The sequence below is a fragment of the Mycobacterium sp. NGS26 genome (assembly GCF_059813025.1).
Map to the genome: position 1 here is coordinate 925,685 of NZ_JCALDU010000002.1, position 25,393 is coordinate 951,077.

Consider the following 25,393-nt stretch of genomic DNA (forward strand, 5'->3'; position numbering starts at 1 on the left):
ATGTGGCTCGCACAGCAAACAGGCCATTCCGAGGCCGCGTGGCAGCTGGGCATCCTCATCCGAATCGAGGGCGCCGTGGACGCCGGTTTGCTCGAGCGGGCGATCCGTCAGGTGGTGGGCGAGACCGAAACGTTCAGGGCGTCCATTTTCGAGGTCGACGGCGAGGTTTTTCAGAAGGCCGTCGATTACCCCGACGTCAAGCTGCCTTTGCATGACCTGAGCGACGCGCCCGATCCTGTGGCGAAAGCCCACGAGATGGCGTCGGCTATACAACGAAAGCCGATGCCGTTTACCGGCCCCTTGTTCGAATTCGCCTTATTTCGAACGCGGCCCGACGAATACTATTGGTTCAGCTGTTGCCATCACATAATGACCGACGGTCTCGGCCTTGCGCTGGTCGGCCATCGGATCGCAGCCGTCTACTCCGCACTCGTTTCGGGTGAGCCGATTCCGCCGGCATTTTTCGGGTCGTTGCGAGGCCTGGTCAGCGGTGAGATGGAGTACGAAGCTTCCCCGGATTATCTCGAAGACCAAGAGTATTGGACCCGGCGGCTTCCTGCGGAAAGCGAATCTGGTTATCAGTCATCGGCATCCGCCAACGACCAGCATTTACCCTCTGCGCCAGTGCAATTCGACAAGAGCGTGGTAGCCCAGGTCGACGAGTTGTCGAAGGCGCTGGGCATCCGGCGAACATCGATCCTCACGGCGGCTTGCGCGCTTTTGGTGCGCGGATGGTGCGCCGACGGTCCCAACGAGGTCGTGCTCGACTTCCCGGTCAGCAGGCGAACACAGCCGTGGGCAAAGCTGCACCCCGGCATGCTTGCCGGAGTCGTACCGCTGGTACTGAACACGTGGCCGGCATCCACGGTCTCCGAATTTTGCGTACACGTTCACGGCCGGATACGAGAAGTGCTGCAGCATCAGCGGTTTCCGGTGCACATGCTCGACGGCGAAGACGACTTTCGCGGCCCGCGGCAGGCGTCGAATCGGGTGGTCGTCAATTTCATCCCGGCCAGAATCACCCTGGATCTCGCGGGCGTGCCGGCGACCGCGACATACACGACTTTCGGTCCGGTAGGTCATTTCGGGCTGTTCTTCCTCGGCTCGGGCGATCAGCAGTCCCTGAGCACGGTGGGTGCGGGACAACCCTTTTCGAATTTCGACGTCTCGGATTTGGCGGCGCGGTTGCAGCGGGTGCTGGCGGCGATGGCGGCCGACCCGACGCGACCGTTGTCGGAGCTGGATCTGCTCGACGCGCGCGAACACGCGGGGCTGGACGAGTGGGGAAACCGGGCGGTGCTGAACCGGCCGGTGACCGACCCGGTGTCGGTTCCGGAGGCCTTCGCCGCGCACGTGGCCCGGAAACCGGATGCGGTGGCGCTGACCTGCCAGGGCCGCTCCATGACGTACCGCGAGCTCGACGACGCGTCTAAGCGCCTGGCCCACCTGCTGATTGGCCGGGGCGCGGGCCCGGGACAGTGCGTGGGCCTGCTGTTCAGCCGGTCCGCCGAGGCGATCGCGGCGACCCTGGCGGTGCTCAAGACGGGGGCGGCGTATATGCCGATCGACTCGTCGGCCCCCGCCGCGCGCATCGGGTTCATGCTCGGCGACGCCGCGCCGATGGCCGTCATCACTACCGCCGATCTCGCCGAAAGGCTGGACGGGCATGACGTCGCCGTCATCGATATCGGTGACATCGAGGCCCCCGCCGCTCACACCCAACCCGGCACCGCATTGCCGGCGCCCGCGCCCGACGACATCGCGTACTTCATCTACACCTCGGGCACCACCGGCGCCCCGAAGGGCGTCGCGGTCACCCATCGCAGCGTGACCCAGCTGATGACGTCGTTGGATGCGGGGCTGCCGAGCGCGGGGGTGTGGTCGCAGTGTCATTCGCACGCGTTCGACGTTTCGGTGTGGGAGATGTTCGGCGCGCTGTTGCGCGGCGGCCGGCTGGTGGTGGTGCCCGAAGACGTGGCGCGCGCTCCGGAGGACCTGCACGATCTGCTGATCGCCGAGCAGGTCACGGTGTTGACCCAAACCCCCTCGGCGGTAGCGATGTTGGCGGTCGAGGGTTTGGAGTCGGTGTCGCTGGTGATCGCCGGCGAGGCCTGCCCGGTCGAGGTGGTGGACCGGTGGGCGCCCGGACGGGTGATGATCAACGCCTACGGCCCGAGCGAGACGACCATGGCCGTGGCGATCAGCGAGCCATTGACGCCCGGGTCGGGCATCCCGCCGATCGGGGGGCCGGTACCGGGCGCGGCGTTGTTCGTGCTCGACGGGTGGCTGCGCCCGCTGCCCGCCGGGGTGGTCGGGGAGCTGTATGTGGCCGGCAGCGGCGTGGCGACCGGCTACGTCGGCCGGGCCGGGCTGACGGCATCGCGGTTCCTGGCCTGCCCGTTCGGCGGGTCCGGGGCCCGCATGTACCGCACCGGCGACCTGGCGTGTTGGGGTGCCGACGGGCAACTCCGGTACTTCGGGCGCGCCGACGAGCAGGTCAAGATCCGCGGGCACCGCGTCGAGCCCGGCGAGGTCCGGGCGGCCCTGGCCGACCTGAACGGGGTGGAGCAGGCGGCGGTCATCGCCCGGGAGGACCGTCCCGGCGACAAACGCATCATCGGGTACATCACCGGCACCGCCGATCCGGCCGCGGCGCGCGCCGCGCTGGCCGACCGGCTCCCGCCGTACATGGTGCCGGCCGCGGTGGTGGTGCTCGACGCGCTGCCCCTGACGTCCAACGGCAAGCTCGACACCCGCGCCCTCCCGTCACCCGAATACACGACCGGTGAGTACCGGGAGCCGGGCAACGCGGGCGAAGAGATCCTGGCCGGCATCTTCGCCGACGTGCTCGGCGTCGAACGCGTCGGGGCCGACGACTCCTTCTTCGAGCTGGGTGGCGACAGCATCCTGTCGCTACAGGTGGCAGCGCGGGCCCGCGCCGCCGGGCTGAAGTGCCGGCCGCGCGACGTGTTCGTCGAGCAGACCGTGGCCCGGCTCGCCCGGGTGGCCGGCGCGATCGACGACGAAGCCGACGTGATCGACGAGGGCGTCGGGCCGGTGGTTCCCACCCCGATCATGCGGTGGCTGCGGGTGGTCGACGGCCCGGTGCAGCAGTTCAACCAGACGATGATGGTGCAGGCCCCGGCCGGGGCGACCGAGGCCGACGTGGCAATCGTGCTGCAGGCGTTGGTGGATCGGCATGCCATGTTGCGGCTCCGCGTCGACGACGACGGCGCCGGCGGCTGGGCGTTGACGGCTCGCGAGCCGGGATCGGTGGACGCCCGCGCTTGCCTGCAATCGGTGGACGAGTTGTCCGATGAGGCGCTGGTGGCCGCGCGGTCGCGGCTGAACCCGGCGGCCGGGGTGATGCTGAGCGCGCTGTGGGTCGGCTCGGCCGGCCGGCTGGTGGTGATCATTCACCACCTCGCGGTCGATGCGGTGTCGTGGTGGGTTCTGTTGGAGGACTTGAACATTGCGTGGGCCCAGCATCGCCGCGGTGAGCCGGTGACATTGCCGGCGACCGGCACGTCGTTCGCGCGCTGGGCCGCGCTGCTGGCCGAGCACGCGCGTCACCCCGCGGTAGTAGAGGAGGCCGACACTTGGCGGCGGGTGGCGTCCAGCCCGGCCGCGCTGCCCGCGCCGCGCCCCGGGGTTGACACGTACGCCAACGCCGGGCACCTGTCGGTCGAGCTCGACACCGAGACCACCGGGACCCTGCTCGGCAAGGCGCCGGCGGCGTTTCACGCCGGGATCCACGACATCCTGTTGATCGCGTTCGGGTTGGCGTGGGCAGAGTTCCTGGGCCCCGCGGACGCGCCGATCGGCATCGACGTCGAGGGCCACGGCCGCCACGGGGAGCTGGCCGCCGACGTCGACCTGTCCCGCACCGTGGGCTGGTTTACCACCAAATACCCTGTGGCGCTGGAGGTTATGGGCGTGCGCTGGGCCCAGGTGGTGGACGGCGACCCGGCGCTGGGCGCGGTGATCAAACGCCTCAAAGAGCAGCTTCGGGCGCTGCCGGAATCCGTGACCTACGGTCTGCTGCGTCATCTCAACACCGAAGTCGACCTGGCCGGGCCCGACCCCTCGATCGCGTTCAACTACCTGGGACACCTTGGCGCGGCGACCGACCTCTCCGGCGATGGCTGGCGAATCTGCCAAGAGGGCTTGTCGTTCCTCGGCGCCGCCGCCGCGGTGGATATGCCGCTGACGCACACCGTCGCGCTCAACGCCGGCATCATCGACACCGGCACCGCCGCGCACCTGCACGCCGAATGGACCTGGGCGCCAACGGTGCTCGACGAGGCGCAAATCACCCGGCTGAGCCGGCTGTGGTTCGAGGCCCTGGCCGGCATCTGCGCGCACGTCCGCGCCGGCGGCGGCGGGCTGACCCCCTCGGACATCGCGCCCGCCCGTCTCACGCAACAGCAGATCGACGGGCTGGCCGAGCAACACCGGATAGCCGACATTCTGCCGCTGACCGCGCTGCAGCAGGGCCTGCTCTTCCACTCCAGCACCGCGCAGGACAGTGACGACATGTACGCGGTGCAGCTGGACTTCACCCTGACCGGCGCCCTGAACCCCGACCGCCTGCGCGACGCCGTGCACACCGTGGTCAACCGCCATCCCCACCTGGCAGCCCGATTCTGCGACCAGTTCGACGAGCCGGTGCAGATCATTCCCGCCGATCCCGAAATCTCCTGGCACTACCTGGATCTCGGTACAAGCGACGCGAGCGAGCCGGACGAGGTCATCGAGCGGCTCTGCGCCGACGAACGCGCCGCGGTCTGCGACCTCGCGGACCAGCCGGCCTTTCGTGCCGCCTTGATCCGGGCGGGGGAGCGCCGGCACCGGTTCGTGCTGACCAATCACCACATCGTGCTCGACGGCTGGTCGATGCCGATCCTGCTGCGGGAAATCTTCGCCGGCTACTACGGGCAGCGGCTGCCCGCCGCGGGCTCGTACCGCGCGTTTCTCACCTGGCTGGCCGACCGCGACCTCGATGCGGCCCGCGCGGCCTGGCGCGAGGCGTTGGCCGGCCTCGAAATGCCCACCCTCGTCGGGCCGGAGGGCCGGTTGGGGCAAGGGCGGCGAGGCGCCGAAAAGTTCCGGGTGCCCGAGCAGACCACGCGGGCGCTGCGCGCGCTGGCGCGCTCCTGCCACACCACGCTGAGCACCGTGCTGCAGGGCGCCTGGGCGCTGCTGCTGACCTCGCTGACCGGCCGGCACGACGTCGTCTTCGGCACCCCCCGGTCCCGCGTCGGCCAGATGGAGGTCGCCGACGCGGAATCGATGGTCGGGCTGCTGATCAACACCGTGCCGGTGCGGGCGAACGTCACGGCGGCAACCACCACCGCTGACCTGCTGGAGCAGCTGCAAAGCGCCCACAACGACCTGCTCGAGCACCAGCACCTGGCGCTGGCCGAGATACACCGCGCCACCGGGCACGACATCCTGTTCGACACGCTGTTCGTGTACGAGAACTATCCGATCGACACCGACGCGCCGTTGGGCCCGTCGGGCAGCCAGGACGCGTTGGCCATCGCGGAGTTCGCCAACCTCGAATACAACCACTACCCGCTGACCGTGGAGGCCCTGCCGGGCCGCGAACTCGGCCTGCACGTCGAATACGACACCGACCTGTTCGACGCGGCGCGCATCGCGGCGCTCATCGAACGGTTCCAGCGGGCACTGCTGGCGATGACCGCCGACCCGGACCGGTCGCTGTCGTCGGTGAACCTGCTCGACGCCGGTGAGCGCGGCCGGGTGCTGTCAGACCTGTCCGGGGCGGGCGCTGCGGCGCCGATGGGGGTGGCGCCGCGGTTGCTGGACGCGGCGGTGGCGGCCGACCCGGACGCGGTGGCGGTGGTCGACGGCACCCGGGAGCTGTCGTACCGCGAGCTCGACGAGTGGTCGACACGGTTGGCGCGGGCGCTGATCGACGCGGACGTGGGCCCGGAGCGCGCGGTGGGCGTGGCCATGGATCGGTGTGTGGAGCTCGTCGTGGCGTGGTGGGCCGTCGTCAAGGCCGGCGGTGTGTACGCACCGGTGGATCTGGACCATCCCGTGGAGCGCGTCGCATCGGTGCTGGACGCCGTCGACGCGGTGTGCGTATTGACTTGCGGCACAGACGAAGTCGCCGCTGCCGGCGCGCGCCCCGTGATGCGGATCGACGGCCTGGACCTGTCCACGCGCTCCGCCGAGCCGATCACCGACGCCGACCGGCCGGCCGCGCTCGACGTCGACAACACCGCGTATCTGATCTTCACTTCCGGCTCGACCGGCGCCCCCAAGGGCGTCGCGGTCAGCCACGCCGGCCTGCTGGGCTGGGCCGAGTCACAACGCGAGACGTTCGGGTTGGGCGCGGACGCACGCGTGCTGATGGTGGCCTCGCCGACCTTCGATGCGTCGATCGGCGAGCTGTTGTGGGCGGCGGGCTCCGGCGCGGCGTTGGTGGTGGCGCCACCGCAGGTGTACGCCGGGGAGCCGCTGACCGAGTTGCTGGAGGAGCAGCGGGTCGACGCGGCGATCCTGACCCCAACGGTGCTCTCGACGCTGGACCGGGCCCGACTCGACGACGGGCTGCGCACGCTCATCGCCGTCGGTGAGGCCTGCCTGCCGGAATTGGTGGACTCCTGGGCGCCGGGACGGCGGATGTTCAACGGCTACGGCCCCAGCGAGACGACCATCTGGGTCACCTGCACGCCGCTGCTGGCCGGGCAGCCGATCCGCATCGGGACGCCGCTGCCGGGCGTGCGCGCGGTGGTGCTCGACGCCTGGCTGAGGCCGGCCCCCATCGGGGTGATGGGCGAGCTGTATCTGGCCGGGCCGGCGCTGGCGCACGGCTACCTGGGCCGGACGGGGCTGACCGCGGAACGGTTCGTGGCCAACCCCTTTGGCGAGATCGGCGGGCCCGGGACGCGGATGTATCGCACCGGCGACCTGGTGCGCTGGACACCCGACGGGACCCTGGACTACCTGGGCCGCGCCGACACCCAGATCAAGTTGCGCGGGCAGCGCATCGAATTGGGCGAAATCGAAAACACCCTGATGGCGTGCCCGGAGGTCACCCAGGCCGCCGTCACCGTGCAGGACGGCGCCACCGGATCGCACCTCGCCGCCTACGTCACCCTCGAACACACCGCCACAACAGATCGCGATGCCGAAAGCGTCGAGGAGTGGCGACGGCTGTACGACGACCTGTACGGCGCCGACGCCGAGGCGTCGGACTTCGGCGCGGACTTCCGCGGCTGGAACAGCAGCTACACCGACGATCCGATCCCGCTCGACGACATGATGGAGTGGCGTTCGGCCACGGTGGATCGGATCATGGCCCTGCGGCCGCGGCGCGTGCTGGAGATCGGCGCGGGATCGGGGCTCATCCTGTCGCAGGTCGCCCCGCACTGCGAGCACTACGTCGCCACCGACATGTCGCCGGTCGCCATCGACTACCTGGCCCGCTCGCTGGAGCGGATCCCTTGGCGCGATCGGGTCGAGCTGCTGGCCCGGCCCGCGCATGTCACCGAGGGCCTGCCGCGCGGCCACTTCGACACCATCGTCCTCAACTCGGTCGTCCAATACTTCCCCAACGCGGGCTATCTGGCCGACCTGATCGACGACGCGGTGGAGCTGCTGGCCCCCGGCGGCGCGCTGTTCATGGGCGACGTGCGCAACCACGTCCTGCAGGGTGCGTTGCAAACCGGGGTCGCGCTGGCCCACGCCGACCCCGCCGCCGACGCCGCCGAGGTTCGCAAGCGGGTCCACCGCGCCATGCTCGGTGAGAACGAATTACTCTTGGCGCCAGAGTTTTTCACCACCTGGGCCGCCGGCAACCCGGCGGTCGCCGGGCTCGACATCCAAGTCAAACGCGGATCGGCCGACAATGAACTCAACCGATACCGCTACGAGATCGTCGTGCACAAGACCCCAACACCGGTGCGCTCGGTCGCCGCCGCGCCCACCTGGGCGTGGGCCGAGTGCGCGGGCATGCGCGGGCTGCGGGAACGGTTGACGTCGCAACGTCCCGACGCCGTCCGCGTCACCGGCATCCCTCGCCCCGGCCTGATCGGCGACGTCCAGGCCGAAGCCGCCCTCGCCGCCGGGCTGCCGGTGGCCGACGCCCTCGCGAAGGCCTCCGCGACCTACGACACCGCCGACCCCGACGAGCTGCACCGCCTCGGCGAGACCACCGGCTATCACGTCGCGGTCACCTGGGGCGCCCAACCCGGGACCGTCGACGCGGTGTTCCTCAACTTCACCGAGACACCCGACGGCCAGCCCACCCCGGCGCTCACGGACCTCTACCTGCCCCCCGCCGGGGACCGCCCGCGGTCCGTGCACGCCAACGACCCCCACTCCAACAGCAAGGTCAGCGCGGTGCGCCAGCGGTTGACCGGGTGGCTGCCCGAGTACATGGTGCCGACCCACATCGTGGTACTCGAGGAGTTCCCGCTGACCTCCTCGGGCAAGCTCGACCGCAAGGCCCTGCCGGCGCCGGACTACCAGGACGCCGATCGGTATCGGGCCCCGGCCGGCGCGGTCGAGGAGATCCTGGCCGGCATCTACGCGCGGGTCCTCGGGCTGGAGCGGGTCGGGGTCGACGACTCGTTCTTCGATCTCGGTGGGGATTCGCTGTCGGCAATGCGGCTGATCGCCGCGATCAACTCCACCCTGGACGCCAACCTCGGGGTGCGCGCCGTGTTCGAGGCGCCGACGATCGCGGAGTTGGCGCCGCGTGTCGGCGGCGACGCGGGCCGGCTGGAGCCGCTGGTCGCCGGCGAGCGGCCCGCCGTGGTTCCGCTGTCGTTTGCGCAAACCCGGTTGTGGTTCGTCGACCAATTACAGGGGCCGTCACCGATCTACAACATCGCGGTCGCGCTGCGGCTGCGCGGTCGCGTCGACGCCGACGCGCTGGGCGCGGCGCTGGGCGACGTGGTGGGCCGCCACGAAAGCCTGCGCACGCTGTTCGCCGCGCCCGACGGGGTGCCGCGGCAGGTGGTGGCCCCCGCCGAGCGCGCCGACTTCGGTTGGAACGTCGTCGATGCCCGCGCCTGGCCGGAAGACCGGCTGGGCGAGGCAATCGACGCGTGCGCGCGCTACGCCTTCGACCTGGCAACCGAGATCCCGTTGCGGGCACGGCTTTTCACCCTCGCCGACGACGAGCACGTGCTGGTGGCCGTCGTGCACCACATCGCCGCCGACGGCTGGTCGATCACCCCGCTGGCGCGGGATTTGGGGGTGGCCTATGCCAGCCGGTGTGCGGGGCGGGCCCCCGACTGGGCGCCGCTGGCGGTGCAGTACGCCGACTACACGTTGTGGCAGCGCGACCAGTTCGGTGACCTCGATGACCGCGACAGCCGCATCGGCGCTCAGCTGGCCTACTGGGAAGACGCCCTGGCCGGCATGCCCGAACACCTGCAGCTGCCCACCGACCGGCCCTACCCGCGCGTGGCCGATCACCACGGCGCCCGGGTGGCCGTGGACTGGCCGGCCGAGTTGCAGCACCAGGTGCGCCGCATCGCCCGCGAGCACAACGCGACCAGCTTCATGGTGATCCAGGCGGCGTTGGCCGCGCTGCTGTGCAAGATCAGCGGCAGTCGTGATGTGGCCGTTGGGTTTCCGATCGCCGGGCGGCGCGACCCCGCACTCGACGAGCTGGTCGGCTTCTTCGTCAACACCCTGGTGCTGCGGGTGGATCTGGCCGGCAATCCCACCTTCGCCGAACTGCTGGAGCAGGTGCGCCGGCGCAGCCTGGCCGCCTTTGAGCATCAGGATGTGCCGTTTGAGGTGTTGGTGGAGCGGCTCAACCCGGCCCGCAGCCTGACTCATCACCCGCTGGTGCAGGTGTTGTTGGGGTGGGAGAACTTCCCCGGCTACGGCACCGAGCCTGGCGCCGGCGTGGCGCTGGGGGATGTGCAGGTCACGCCGATGCCGCTGGACACCCACACCGCCCGCATGGATTTGGCGTTCTCGCTGGCCGAACGCTGGAGCGAGGACGGGCGGCCCGCCGGGATTTCGGTGACGGTCGAATATCGCACCGACGTGTTCGAGGCGGCGAGCATCGAGAAGCTGGTCGGGCAGTTGCGGCAGCTGTCGGCGGCGCTGACCGCCGATCCGGGGCGGCGGTTGTCGTCGATCGACCTGCTGAACGCCGACGAGCATGCGCGGCTGGCGCGGTGGGGTAATCGGGCGGCGTTGACCCGGGCGGTGACCCCGGTGTCGGTTCCGGTGTTGTTCGCCGCGCAGGTGGCCCGGACACCCGACGCGGTGGCGCTGGTGTGCGGGGAGCGGTCACTGACCTATCGGGAGCTCGACGAGGCCGCCAACCGCCTGGCCCGGCTGCTGGCCGATCGGGGTGCGGGCCCGGGACAGTGTGTGTCGCTGCTGTTTTCGCGGTCGGCCGACGCGATCGTGGCGATCCTGGCGGTGCTCAAGTCCGGCGCGGCCTACCTGCCGATCGATCCGGCGCTGCCGGCGGCCCGCGTCGAGTTCATGCTCACCGACGCCGCCCCGATCGCCGCGGTCACCACCACCGACCTCGCCGACCGGCTCGACGGGTTCGACCTGGCGATCATCGACGTCGATGACCCCGCGGTGGACACCCAGCCCGACACGGCGCCGCCGGCGCCGGCGCCCGACGACCTGGCCCACATCATCTACACCTCGGGCACCACCGGGGTGCCCAAAGGTGTTGCGGTCACCCACCACAACGTCGCCCAGCTGTTCGACGGGCTGCAGATCGGGGTGCAGCTTGCGCCCGGACAGGTGTGGACGCAGTTCCACTCCTACGCCTTCGACTTCTCGGTGTGGGAGATCTGGGGCGCGTTGCTGCACGGCGGGCGGCTGGTGGTGGTGCCCGAGCCGGTGGCGCGCTCGCCAAAAGAGTTCCACGCGTTGCTGATCCGCGAGGACGTCACGGTGCTGACCCAGACCCCGTCGGCGGCGGGGCTGCTCTCACCCGAGGGGCTGGATGCGGCGGCGTTGGTGATCGGCGCCGAGCCGTGCCCGCCCGAGCTGGTGGACCGCTGGGCGCCCGGCCGGGTGATGGTCAACGTCTACGGCCCCACCGAGACCACGATGTGGGCGTGCAAGAGCGCGCCGCTGGCCGCCGGCTGCGGGTTCCCGCCGATCGGCTCGCCGACGGCGCGGGCGGCGTTCTTCGTCCTCGACGGGTGGTTGCGCCCGGTGCCGGCCGGGGTGGTCGGGGAACTGTATCTGGCCGGCGAGGGCGTCGGGGTCGGCTATTGGCGCCGGGCGGGGTTGACCGCGTCGCGCTTCGTCGCGTGCCCGTTCGGGCGGCCCGGTCAACGCATGTATCGGACCGGGGATTTGGTGTGCTGGGGCCCCGATGGGCAGTTGCGCTATCTGGGGCGTGCTGATGAGCAGGTCAAGATCCGCGGTTATCGCATCGAACTCGGCGAGATCCAGGCCGCGCTGACCGCGCTGGACGGGGTGGAGCGGGCGGCCGTCGTCGCGCGCGAGGACACAGCCGGCGACAAACGGCTTGTCGGCTACATCACCGGCGCCGCCAACCCCGCCCACGCGCGCAACCAGCTGGCCGAGCGGCTCCCGGGCTACATGATCCCCGCGGCGGTGGTGGCGCTCGACGCGCTGCCGGTGACGGTCAACGGCAAGCTCGACACGCGCGCCCTGCCGGCGCCCGACTACCGCGACGTCGGTCATTACCGCGCCCCGGCCAGCGCCACCGAAAAGACCCTGACCGAGATCTACGCGCAGGTGCTCGGCGTGGAGCGGGTCGGGGTCGACGACTCGTTCTTCGATCTGGGCGGGGACTCGCTGTCGACGATGCGGCTGATCACGGCGGTCAATGCCGCGCTGGATACCGACCTTCCGGTGCGGGTCGTGTTCGAGGCGCCCACGGTGGCCCAGCTGGCGCCGCGCGTCGGCGAGGGCGCCGGCCGGCTCGCGCCGCTGGTGGCCGGGCAGCGCCCGGCGGTGATTCCCCTGTCGTTCGCGCAAAACCGGCTCTGGTTCATCGACCAATTGCAGGGTCCCTCACCGGTTCACAACATGGCGGCGGCCCTGCGCCTCAGCGGCGAACTCGACGCCGAGGCGCTGCGGCAGGCGCTGGCCGACGTGGTCGGCCGCCACGAGAGCCTGCGCACTGTGTTCGTCGCACCGGAGGGAACACCCCAGCAGGTCGTGTTGCCCAGCGAGCGAGCCGATTTCGGGTGGGATGTCGTCGACGCCGGCGGTTGGCCGGAAGGCCGGCTGGACGAGGCCATCGACGCCGCCGTGCAACGCCCGTTCGATCTGGCCATCGAGATCCCTTTGCGGGCAAGGCTTTTCCGCATCTCCTCGGACGAGCACGTGCTGATGACCGTCGTGCACCACATCGCCGCCGACGGCTGGTCGCTGACGCCGCTGGTGCGTGATCTGGGGGTCGGCTATGCGAGCCGGTGTGCGTGTCGCGCGCCCGACTGGCCCGATCTGCCGGTGCAGTACGCCGACTACACGCTGTGGCAGCGCGCGCAATTCGGCGACCTCGACGACAGCGACAGCCGCATCGCCGCGCAGCTGGCCTACTGGGAGAATGCGCTGGCCGGGATGCCCGAGCGGGTGCAGCTGCCCACCGATCGGCCCTACCCACGGGTCGCCGACCAACGCGGCGCCACCGTGCCGGTCGACTGGCCCGCCGAGTTGCAGCAGCGGATCGCCCGGCTGGCCCGTGAGCACAACGCGACCAGCTTCATGGTGGTGCAGGCCGCACTGCTGGCGCTGCTGTCCAGGATCGGCGCCAATTCCGATGTGGCGGTTGGCTTCCCGATCGCCGGGCGGCGCGACCCCGCGTTGGATGAGCTGGTGGGGTTCTTCGTCAACACCCTGGTGCTGCGCGTCGACATGGCCGGAGACCCCAGCCTCACCGAGCTGCTGGCCCGGATTCAGGCGCGCAGCCTGGAGGCCTTCGAGCATCAGGACGTGCCGTTCGAGCTGTTGGTGGAGCGGCTCAACCCCGTCCGGAGCCTGACCCATCATCCGCTGGTGCAGGTGATGCTGGCCTGGCAGAACTTCGCCGGGCTCGACGACCCGGCCGCGGGCCTGGCGCTGGAGGGCCTGCAGGCCACGTCCATACCGGTGGAAACCCAGGTCTCCCACATGGATCTGGTGTTTTCCCTGGCGGAACGCTGGACCCCGGGCGGCGAGCCCGCCGGCATCGGCGGCCGGGTGGAATTCCGCACCGACGTGTTCGACGCGGGCAGCATCGACGCGCTGATCGGGCGGCTGCAGCGGATGTTGGGGGCGATGACCGATGACCCCGCCCGGGCGTTGTCGTCGGTGGATCTGCTCGACGAACGTGAGCACGCGCTCCTTGACGAGATCAGCAATCGGCCGGCGCTGACCCGGCAGGCGGCCACGCCGGTGTCGGTTCCGGCGTTGTTCGCCGAGCAGGTGGCCCGGGCACCGGAAGCGGTGGCGTTGGTGTGCGAGGGCCTGTCCCTGACCTACCGGGAGCTGGACGAGGCGTCGACCCGGCTGGCGCACCTGCTGGCCGGTCACGGCGCGGGTCCGGGACAGTTTGTGGCGCTGCTGTTTTCGCGCTCGGCCGAGGCGGTCGCGGCGATCCTGGCGGTGCTGAAGACGGGGGCGGCGTACCTGCCGATCGACCCGGCGGTGCCGGCGGCGCGGCTCGCGTTCATGCTCGCCGACGCCGCGCCTGCGGCCGCGGTCACCACCGCCGATCTGGCCGAAAAGCTCGACGGGCACGGCGTTGCGGTCATCGACGTCGATGATCCCGCCGTGCACACCCAACCCGCCACCGCCCTGCCGGCACCGAACCCGGCCGACATCGCCTACCTGATCTACACGTCGGGCACCACCGGTGCCCCGAAGGGCGTGGCGGTCACCCATCGCAACGTGACCCAGCTGCTGGCGTCGCTGGACGCCGGCCTGCCGGCGGCGGGGGTGTGGGCGCACAGTCATTCCCTGGCCTTCGACGTCTCGGTGTGGGAGATCTTCGGCCCCCTGCTGCGCGGTGGCCGGCTGGTGGTGGTGCCGGAGTCGGCGGCGCGCGCGCCGCACCAGTTCCACGAGCTGCTGACCGGCGAACGGGTCAGCGTGCTGACCCAGACCCCGTCCGCGGCGGGCGTGCTCTCACCCGAGGGGCTGGACTCGGTGGCGCTGGTGACGGCCGGCGAGGCCTGCCCGCCCGAGCTGGTGGACCGGTGGGCGCCCGGGCGGGTGATGGTCAACGCCTACGGACCGACCGAGACGACGATGTGCGTATCGATCAGCGCGCCGCTGACGGCGGGATCGGGCGAGGCGCCGATCGGCTCCCCGGTGCCCGGCGCGGCCTTGTTCGTGCTCGACGGCGCGCTGCGACCGGTGCCGCTGGGTGTGGTCGGTGAGCTCTATGCGGCCGGCTCCGGTGTGGCGGCGGGATACGTCGGCAGGGCCGGGCTGACCGCGTCGCGGTTCGTTGCCTGCCCGTTCGGGGAGCCCGGGGCCCGCATGTACCGGACCGGCGACCTGGTGTGCTGGGGCGCCGATGGGCAGCTGCGCTATTTGGGCCGCGCCGACGAGCAGGTCAAGATCCGCGGGTACCGAATCGAATTGGGCGAAATCCAAACGGCTTTGGCCGCACTGCTGGGCGTGGAGCGGGCCGTGGTGATCGCCCGTGAGGACCGCCCGGGCGACAAACGCCTCGTCGGCTACATCACCGGCAGCGCCGACCCGGCCGCGGCGCGAACCGCGCTGGCCGACCGGCTCCCGGCACACATGGTCCCGGCCGCGGTGGTGGCGCTCGAGGCGCTGCCGCTGACGCCCAACGGCAAGCTCGACACCCGCGCCCTCCCGTCGCCCGAATACACGACCGGCGACCACCGCCCCCCGACCAACGCGGTCGAGGAGATTCTGGCCGGCATCTTCGCCGAGGTGCTCGGCGTCGAACGGGTCGGCGTCGACGACTCGTTCTTCGACCTTGGCGGCGACAGCATTTCGGCGATGCGCCTGATCGCCGCGATCAACAACGGCGCGGGTGCCGGCCTGGCGGTGCGCACCGTGTTCGAGGCGCCCACGGTCGCTCAGCTGGCGCCGCGTCTCGGCGAGGGCTCGGCCGGGTTCGAGCCGCTGGTGGCCGGGGAGCGGCCGGCGGTCGTTCCGCTGTCGTTCGCGCAGAGCCGGCTGTGGTTCCTGGACCAATTGCAGGGACCCTCAGCGGTTTACAACCTGGCGACGGCATTGTGGCTGGACGGCCCGCTCGACGTCGACGCGCTGGGGGCGGCGCTGGGCGACGTCGTGTCCCGCCACGAAAGCCTGCGCACACTGTTCGTCGCCCCCGACGGCATACCCCGGCAGCTGGTGGTGCCCGCCGACCGGGCCCAGGCGGACTGGCAGGTCGTCGACGCCACGGCCTGGCCGGCGGCGCAGCTGGACGAGGCCATCGACAGCACGGCGCGGCACACATTCGACCTGGCCACCGAAATCCCGTTGCGGGCACACCTTTTCCGCGTCGCCGAGGACCGGCACGTGCTGGTGGCCGCCGTGCACCACATCGCCGCCGACGGCTCGTCGATCACCCCGCTGGTGCGCGACCTCGGCGTGGCCTATGCCAGCCGCTGCGCCGGGCAAGCCCCGGAGTGGCCCGACCTACCGGTGCAGTACGTCGACTACACGCTTTGGCAGCGCGCGCAATTCGGCGACCTCGATGACGGCCAGAGCCCGATCGTCGCGCAGCTTGCCTACTGGGAGGACGCGCTGGCCGGGATGCCCGAGCGGGTGCAGCTGCCCACCGATCGGCCCTACCCGCTGGTGGCCGACCAGCGCGGTGCCACCATCGCGGTGGACTGGCCGGCCGAGTTGCAGCGGCGGGTGGCCCGGGTGGCCCGCGAGCACAACGCGACCAGCTTCATGGTGGTGCAGGCCGCGCTGGCGGTGCTGCTGTCCAAGATCAGTGCCAATTCCGATGTGGCTGTGGGCTTTCCGATCGCGGGCCGGCGCGACCCGGCGCTGGACGAGCTGGTCGGGTTCTTCGTCAACACGTTGGTGCTGCGCGTCGACGTCGGCGGTGACCCCAGCTTCGCCGACCTGCTGGGTCAGGTGCGCCAGCGCAGCCTGGCGGCCTACGAGCATCAGGACGTGCCCTTCGAGGTGTTGGTGGAGCGGCTCAACCCCGCCCGCAGCCTGACGCATCATCCGCTGGTGCAGGTCATGCTGGCCTGGCAGAACCTGCCCGGCCACACCAGCGACCCCGCCGCCGGGCTGACCCTGGGCGACGTCCGGATCACCCCGATGCCGGTGGACACCCAGACCGCGCGGATGGACCTGACGTTCTCGTTGGCCGAACGCTTCAGCGACGCCGGCGATCCGGCCGGGATCGGCGGGACGGTCGAGTACCGCACCGACGTCTTCGACGCGGACAGCATCGAAACGCTGACGGAGCGGTTGCGGCGGGTGCTGACGGCCATGACAACCGATCCCGCACGGGCGGTGTCGGAGGTGGACCTCGTCGACGATGCGGAGCGGGCCCGCCTGGATGAGTTCGGCAACCGGGCCGTGCTGACCCGGCCGGCGGGCGCGCAGGCGTCGATCCCGGCGCTGTTCGCCGAGCAGGTCGCCCGCACCCCGGATGCGGTTGCGCTGGTGTGCGACGGCCGGTCCCTGACGTACCGGGAGCTGGATGCGGCGTCGAATCGGTTGGCGCACGAACTGGCGGGCCGCGGTACGGGCCCGGGACAGGTTGTGGCGCTGCTGTTTTCGCGTTCGGCCGAGGCGATCGTCTCGATCCTGGCGGTGCTGAAGAGCGGCGCGGCCTATTTGCCGATCGACCCGGCGCTGCCGGCGGCGCGGATCGGATTCATGCTGGCCGACGCCGCGCCGATCGCGGCGATCACTACCGCCGATCTGTCCGACGAGCTCGACGGGCACGGCGTTGCGGTCATCGACGTCGGGGACTCCGCCGTCGAGACCCAGCCCGACACGGCGCTACCGGTACCGGCGCCCGACGATCTCGCGTACCTGATCTACACCTCGGGCACCACCGGGACCCCGAAGGGCGTGGCGGTGACCCATCGCAATGTGACCCAGCTGCTGGCGTCGATGGATCCGGTCCTGCGGTCAACGGGGGTGTGGTCGCAGTGGCATTCGTTGGCCTTCGACGTCTCGGTGTGGGAGATCTTCGGCGCGCTGCTGCACGGCGGGCGCCTGGTCGTGGTGCCCGAAGACGTGGCGCGCTCGCCGGAAGACCTCCACGCCCTGCTCGTCGAAGAGGACGTCGGCGTGTTGAGCCAAACCCCGTCCGCCGCAGGGATGTTGCCGCCGGAGGGCTTGGAGTCGACGGCGTTGGTGGTGGCCGGCGAGGCCTGCCCGGCCGAGCTGGCCGACCGCTGGGCAGCCGACCGGCTGATGATCAACGCCTACGGCCCCACCGAGGCCACCGTGTACGCCGCGATGAGCGCGCCGCTGACAACCGATTCGGTTGACGTGCCCATCGGTTCGCCAGTGCCGGGGGCGGCCCTGTTCGTGCTCGACGGCTGGTTGCGGCCGGTGCCCACCGGCGTGGTCGGCGAGCTGTACGTGGCCGGCGCCGGGGTAAGCGCCGGGTATTGGCGGAGGGCGGGTCTGACCGGATCGCGGTTCGTGGCATGTCCGTTCGGCGGGTCCGGGACACGCATGTATCGCACCGGCGACCTGGTGCGCTGGCGCGCCGATGGGGAACTGCAGTACCTGGGCCGCGCCGACGAGCAGGTCAAGATCCGCGGCTATCGCATCGAATTGGGCGAAATCCAAACGGCTTTGGCCGGGGTCGACGGGGTGGAGCAGTCGGCGGTCGTCGCCCGCGAGGACCGCTCCGGCGACAAGCGCCTGGTGGGTTATGTCGTCGGGATCGCCGACCCGGCGAGCGTGCGCGCCGCGCTGGCCGAGCGGCTTCCGGCGTACATGGTGCCGGCCGCGGTGGTGGTGTTGCAGGAGCTGCCGCTGACACAAAACGGCAAACTCGACAAGCGCGCCCTGCCCGCGCCGGAGTACAGCGATGCCGATCGATATCGCGCCCCGGACAACGCGATCGAGCAAATCCTGGCCGGCATCTACGCCCAGGTGCTCGGGCTCGAGCGCGTCGGCGTCGACGACTCCTTCTTCGACCTCGGTGGAGACAGCATTTCGTCGATGCAGGTGGTCACGCGCGCGCGTGCCGCCGGCCTGACATGCCGAACCCGCGACATCTTCGTCGAGCAGACCGTGGCCCGGCTGGCCCGGGTGGCCGGCGTGGCCGACGGCGACGCCGGCGTGATCGACGAGGGTGTCGGACGGTTGCCGGCGACCCCGATCATGCGGTGGCTGCAGGACGTGGACGGCCCGGTGGGGCAGTTCAACCAGGCGATGCTGGTGCAGGCCCCCGAGGGGGTCACCGAGGCCGACGTGGGAATTGTGTTGCAGGCCTTGCTGGATCGCCACGGGGCACTGCGGCTTCGCGTGGACGACGACGGCGCCGCGGGCTGGTCGTTGACGGTTCCCGAGCCGGGGTCGGTGGACGCCCGCGAGCTGGTGCGCTCGGTCGACGAGTCGTCCGAGGCGGCGGTGGCGGCCGCGCGGATGCGGTTGGACCCGGCCGCGGGGATCATGGTGAGCGCGTTGTGGGTCGGCGCCACAAGGCAACTGTTGGTGATCATTCACCACCTGGCTGTGGACGGGGTGTCGTGGCGAATCCTGTTGGAGGACCTGAATATTGCCTGGGCCCAGCATCGCGGCGGGCAACCGGTGGCGCTGCCCGCCGGCGGAACGTCGTTCGCCCGCTGGGCCGACCTGCTGACCGAGCACGCGCGCGACCGCGTGGTGGTCGAGCAGGCCGACGCGTGGCGGCAGGTCGCGGCCACGCCCGCAGCGCTGCCAGCGGTGCAGCCGCAAACCGACACCTACGCCACCGCCGGGCATCTGTCGGCGCAGCTGGACGTCGACACGACCCGGATGCTGCTCGGCGAGGTGCCCGCGGCGTTCCATGCAGGCGTCCACGACATCCTGTTGATCGCTTTCGCCCTCGCGGCGGCGGAATTCCTGGGCACCGGCACGCCGATCGGCATCGACGTCGAGGGACACGGGCGGCACGAGGAACTGGGCCACGACGTCGACCTGTCCCGCACCGTCGGATGGTTCACCACCAAATTCCCCGTGTCGCTGGCGGTGGCCGGGCTGGACTGGTCGCGGGTGGTGGCCGGCGACGCCGCACTGGGCGCCGTCGTCAAGGACGCCAAGGAGCAGCTTCGCGCCCTGCCCGGCGCCCTGACCTATGGGCTGCTGCGCTACCTGAACCCCGACGTCGACCTGGACGGGACCGACCCGCCGATCGGGTTCAACTACCTGGGCCGTCCCGGCGGCGCGACCGAGCTCTCCGCCGACCTGTGGCGGATCGGCCGGGACGGCGGGTCGGTCACCGCCGCGGCCGCGGCGATCCCCATGCCGCTGATGCACACCGTGGAGCTCAACGCCGTCACCGTCGACACCGACAACGGCCCCCAGCTGCACGCCAATTGGACGTGGGCGCCCTCGGCGCTGGACGAGGAGCGGGTAACCCGGCTGAGCCGGTTGTGGTTCGACGCGCTGGCCGGCATCTGCGCCCACGTGCGATCCGGCGGCGGCGGACTGAGCCCGTCCGACGTCGCGCCCGCGCGCCTGACCCAGCCGCAGCTCGACGAGCTGCAGCGGCAATGCCGCATCGCCGATGTGCTGCCCCTGACCTCGGTGCAGCAGGGGCTGCTCTTCCACGCCAACACCGCGCACGACACCGACGACCTCTACGCGGGGCAGCTGGACATCAGCGTGACCGGCCCGCTGGACGCCGATCGCCTGCGCGCCGCGGTGCACACGGTGGTCACCCGGCACCCGAACCTGGTGGCCCGCTTCTGCCGACGGTTCGACGAACCCGTGCAGGTCATTCCCGCAGATCCCGAGATTCCTTGGCGCCACCTGGATATCAGCGGCGGCCAGAACATCGACGGCGCGGATGCGCAACGCCTCTGCGCCGACGAGCGCGCCGCGGTCTGCGACCTCGGCGACCAGCCGGGCTTTCGGGTGGCGCTGATCCGCACCGCCGCCGACCGGCACCGGCTGGTGCTGACCAACCACCACATCGCCCTCGACGGCTGGTCGATGCCGATCCTGCTGGGTGAGATGTTCGCCGCCTACTACGGGCAGCGGTTACCGGCGGCGGCGCCCTACCGCAGCTTCTTCACCTGGCTGGCCGACCGCGACCTCGACGCCGCCCGCGGCGCCTGGGGCGACGTGCTCGCCGGGTTCGACGCCCCCACGCTCGTCGGCCTCCGGGACCGGCTGGAGCCGGGGCGGCAACGCGTCGAGACGTCCGACCTGTCGTCGGCGCTCACCCGGGCCGTCCGTGACCTGGCGCGCTCGTGTCACACCACCGTCAACACCGTGCTGCAGGCCGCGTTCGCCCAGCTGCTGTGCGGGTTGACCGGGCAGCGCGATGTCGTGTTCGGCACCACGGTCTCGGGTCGGCCCGCCGAGGTCGCCGGCGCGGAAACGATGGTCGGCCTGATGATCAACACGGTGCCGGTGCGGGCGACCATCGCGGCGGCGACCACCACCGCCGACCTGCTCGACCAACTGCAGGGCGCTTACAACCACACGCTCGAGCACCAGCACCTGGCGCTGAGCGAGATTCACCGAATCACCGGTCAGGACAGGCTTTTCGACACCCTCTTCGCCTACGAGAACTATCCGATCGACGCCGGCGCGCTGTCGCGCGACCACGAGCTGGCCGTCACCGATATCACCGCCCGGGAATCCACCCACTACCCGCTGACCGTGCAGGCCCAGCCCGGGCACGAACTGCGCCTTCGCGTCGAATACGACGGCGACGTCTTCGACGCGCAAACCATCGGCGCACTGATCGAGCGATTGCGGCGGGTGCTGGCGTTCATGACCGCCGACCCGTCCCGGCGGCTGTCGTCGATGGATGTGCTCGACGAACCCGAGCGCGCCCGCCTGGACGAGTGGGGAGGCCGCGCGGCGCTGACCCGGCCGGTGACACCGGCATCGATTCCCGCGCTGTTCGCCCAACAGGCGGCACGCACGCCGGATGCGGTGGCCATCGGCTGCGCCGGCACGTCGATGACCTACCGCGAACTCGACGACGCCGCCGACCGGCTGGCCCGTCGTCTCGCCACCCACGGCGCGGGCCCGGGAAGCTCTGTGGCACTGCTGTTTTCGCGCTCAGCCGAGGCCATCACCGCGATCCTGGCGGTGCTGAAGACCGGGGCGGCCTACCTGCCGATCGACCCGGCGCACCCGGCGGCCCGGATCGAATTCATGCTCGGCGACGCCGAGCCGATCGTCGCGATCACCACCGCCGATCTGGCCGACAAGCTCGACGGTTACCGCGTTCCGGTCATCGATTCCGGTGACGTCCGGGACGTCGAGCCCGGTGTCAAACTGGCCGCGCCGGCGCCCGATGACATCGCCCACATCATCTACACGTCGGGCACCACCGGCACCCCGAAGGGCGTGGCGGTCACCCACCACAACGTGACCCGGCTGTTCGGCTCGCTGGACGTCGGCCTGACGTTGGCGCCGGGGCAGGTGTGGACGCAGTTCCACTCCTACGCCTTCGACTTCTCGGTGTGGGAGATCTGGGGCGCGCTGCTGCACGGCGGGCGGCTGGTCGTGGTGCCCGAGCCGGTGGCCCGCTCCCCGAGGGACTTTCACGCGCTGCTGGTCGACGAACGGGTGACGGTCCTGAGCCAGACGCCGTCGGCGGTGCGGATGTTGTCGCCGCAGGGCCTCGATTCGACGGCGCTGGCGGTCGGCGCGGAGCCCTGCCCGGCCGAGCTGGTGGACCGGTGGGCGCCCGGGCGGACGATGATCAACGTCTACGGCCCGACCGAGACCACGATATTCGCGTCGATCAGCGCGCCATTGGCACCGGGGTCCGGGTCGCCGCCGATCGGCTCGCCCGTGCCCGGGGCCGCGCTGTTCGTGCTCGACGGGTGGCTTCGCCCGGTGCCGGCCGGTGTCGTCGGCGAGCTGTACGTGGCCGGCCGCGGGGTCGGGTCCGGGTATGTGCGCCGGGCCGGGCTGACCGCGTCGCGGTTCGTGGCCTGCCCGTTCGGAGAGCCGGGCGAGCGCATGTATCGCACCGGCGACCTGGTGCGCTGGGGCGCCGACGGGCAGCTACGCTACGTCGGTCGCGCCGACGAGCAGGTCAAGATCCGCGGGTACCGCATCGAATTGGGCGAAATCCAAACGGCTTTGGCCGCGCTGGAGGGCGTCGAGCAGGCGGTCGTGATCGCCCGCGAGGACCGCACCGGCGACAAACGCCTCGTCGGCTACATCACCGGCAGCGCCGACGCGGCCGGGGCGCGTAGCGCGTTGGCCGACCGGCTGCCCCAGTACATGGTTCCGGCGGCCGTGGTGGAGCTCGACGCGCTGCCGCTGACGGTCAACGGCAAGCTCGACACCCGCGCGCTGCCGTCGCCCGAATACACCGCGGCGGGATACCGCGCCCCGACCAACGCCGTCGAGGAGATTTTGGCCGGCATCTTCGCCGAGGTGCTCGGCGTCGAGCGGGTCGGCGTCGACGACTCCTTCTTCGACCTTGGCGGCGACAGCATTTCGGCGATGCGCCTGATCGGAGCCATCAACAACAGCATGGACGCCGACCTCGCGGTGCGCACCGTCTTCGAGGCGGCCACGGTCGCCCAGCTGGCGCCCCGTCTGGGCGAGGGCGCGGTCGGGCTCGCGCCGCTGGTGGCCGGCGAGCGGCCGGCGGTGGTTCCGCTGTCGTTCGCCCAAAACCGGCTCTGGTTCATCGACCAATTGCAGGGGCCCTCACCCGTTTACAACATTGCGGTCGCGTTGCGGCTGGACGGGCGACTCGATCCCGACGCGCTGGGCGCGGCGCTGGCGGACGTGGTAGGCCGTCACGAAACCCTGCGCACGCTGTACGAGGCGCCCGATGGGATACCGCGACAAGTCGTGCTTCCCGTCGAGCGGGCCGACCTCGGGTGCGACGTCGTCGACGCCACCGGGTGGCCGCAAAGTCGGCTGCACGACGCCATCGCCGCGGCGGCCGCCCACACCTTCGACCTGGCCGCCGAAATCCCGCTGCGGGCACGGCTTTTCCGCATCCGCGATGACGAGCATGTGCTGGCGGCGGCGGTGCATCACATCGCCGCCGACGGTTGGTCGATCACCCCGCTGGTGCGCGACCTGGGCGTGGCCTACGCCAGCCGCTGCGCCGGGCAAGCCCCCGACTGGGCCGACCTGTCGGTGCAGTACGTCGACTACACGCTGTGGCAGCGCGCGCAATTCGGCGACCTCGACGACAGCGAAAGCCCCCTGGCCGCCCAGCTGGCCTACTGGGAGGACGCGCTGGCCGGGATGCCCGAGCGGGTGCAGCTGCCCACCGATCGGCCCTACCCGCTGGTGGCCGACCAGCGCGGCGCCACGGTTGCGGTGGACTGGCCCGCCGAGTTGCAGCATCAGATCAAGCGGCTGGCCCGCGAGCACAACGCGACCAGCTTCATGGTGGTGCAGGCCGCGCTGGCGGTGCTGCTGTCCAAGATCGGCGCCAATTCCGATGTCGCCGTGGGCTTTCCGATCGCCGGGCGGCGCGACCCGGCGCTGGACGAGCTGGTCGGATTCTTCGTCAACACCCTGGTGCTGCGCGTCGACGTCGGCGGTGACCCCACCTTCGCCGACCTGCTGGCGCAGGTGCGCCAGCGCAGCCTGGCGGCCTACGAGCATCAGGACGTGCCCTTCGAGGTGCTGGTGGACCGGGTCAACCCCGCCCGCAGCCTGACCCATCATCCGCTGGTGCAGGTCATGCTGGCCTGGCAGAACCTGCCCGGGCACACCAGCGACCCCGCCGCCGGGCTGGGCCTGGGCGATCTGCGGGTCACACCGCTGCCGCTCGAAACGCAGTCCGCCCGCATGGATTTGACGTTCTCCTTGGCTGAGCGCTGGAACGATGCCGGCGAGCCCGCCGGGATCGGCGGCAGGGTGGAGTTCCGCACCGACGTGTTCGACGCGGACAGCATCGAAACGTTGACGGGGCGGTTGCGGCGGGTGCTGGTAACGATGACAACCGATCCCGCCCAGGCGTTGTCGGCGGTGGACCTGCTCGACGAGCACGAGCGCGCGCGGCTGGACGAGTTCGGCAACCGGGCCGTGCTGACCCGGCCGGCGGGCAAGGAGGCGTCCATCCCGGCGCTGTTCGCCGAACAGGTCGCCCGCACCCCGGATGCGGTTGCGCTGGTGTGCGACGGCCGGTCGCTAACGTACCGGGAGCTGGATACGGCGTCGAACCGGTTGGCGCACGAATTGGCCGGAGGCGGTGCGGGCCCGGGACAGGTTGTGGCGCTGCTGTTTTCGCGTTCGGCCGAGGCGATCGTATCGATTTTCGCGGTGCTCAAGAGCGGGGCGGCCTATCTGCCGATCGATCCCGCGCTGCCGGCGGCGCGAATCGAGTTCATGCTGGCCGACGCCGAGCCGGCCGCCGCGGTCACCACCGCCTCGCTGGCCGAAAAGCTCGACGGGCGCGGCGTTGCGGTCGTCGACGCCGGTGATCCCGGCATCGACACCCAACCCGCCACGCCGCTACCGGTACCCGCCCCGGACGATCTCGCCTACCTGATCTACACCTCGGGCACCACGGGGACGCCCAAGGGGGTCGCCATCACCCACCAGAATGCGACCCAGCTACTGAAAACACTGGGCGCGGGCCTGCCGTCGACCGGGGTGTGGTCGCAAACCCATTCGCTGGTCTTCGACGTCTCGGCCTGGGAGATCTTCGCCCCGCTGCTGCACGGTGGGCGCCTGGTCGTGGTGCCCGACGAGGTGGCGCGCTCACCGGAAGAACTCCGCGCCCTGCTGGCCGCGGAGCGGGTCGGCATGATCACCCAAACCCCTCCCGCCGCGGGCATGTTGTCGCCCGACGGGTTGGACGACGCGACGTTGATGGTGGCCGGCGAGGCCTGTCCGGCCGAGCTGGCCGACCGGTGGGCACCAGGACGGGCGATGCTGAATGCTTACGGCCCAACGGAAGCCACGATCTACGCGTCGGTCAGCGCGCCATTGGCACCGGGGTCCGGGTCGCCGCCGATCGGTTCGCCGGTGCCGGGGGCGGCGCTGTTCGTGCTCGACGGGTGGTTGCACCCGGTGCCCACCGGTGTGGTCGGCGAGCTGTACGTGGCCGGCCGCGGCGTGGGCGTCGGATACGTGCGCCGCGGCGGATTGACCGCGTCGCGGTTCGTGGCGTGCCCGTTCGGCGGGTCGGGCGCACGGATGTATCGCACCGGGGACCTGGTGCGCTGGGGCGCCGACGGGCAGCTGCAATACCTGGGTCGCGCCGACGAGCAGGTCAAGATCCGCGGCTACCGCATCGAATTGGGTGAAATCCAAACGGCTTTGGCCGCGCTGGACG

At 71.0% G+C, this 25,393-nt stretch carries 1 protein-coding gene (only partly in view); it reads left to right on the top strand.

Features of this window, described 5'->3' with window-relative positions; all coding sequences use genetic code 11:
* Positions 1-25,393, top strand: the 5' portion of a protein-coding gene (locus AC5Y6X_RS10440; protein ID WP_499986343.1) for a non-ribosomal peptide synthase/polyketide synthase. 4,958 nt of this gene lie beyond the right edge of the window; 25,393 of the gene's 30,351 nt are visible here — the first part of the coding sequence; it begins with the start codon at positions 1-3; its stop codon lies beyond the right edge, outside the window.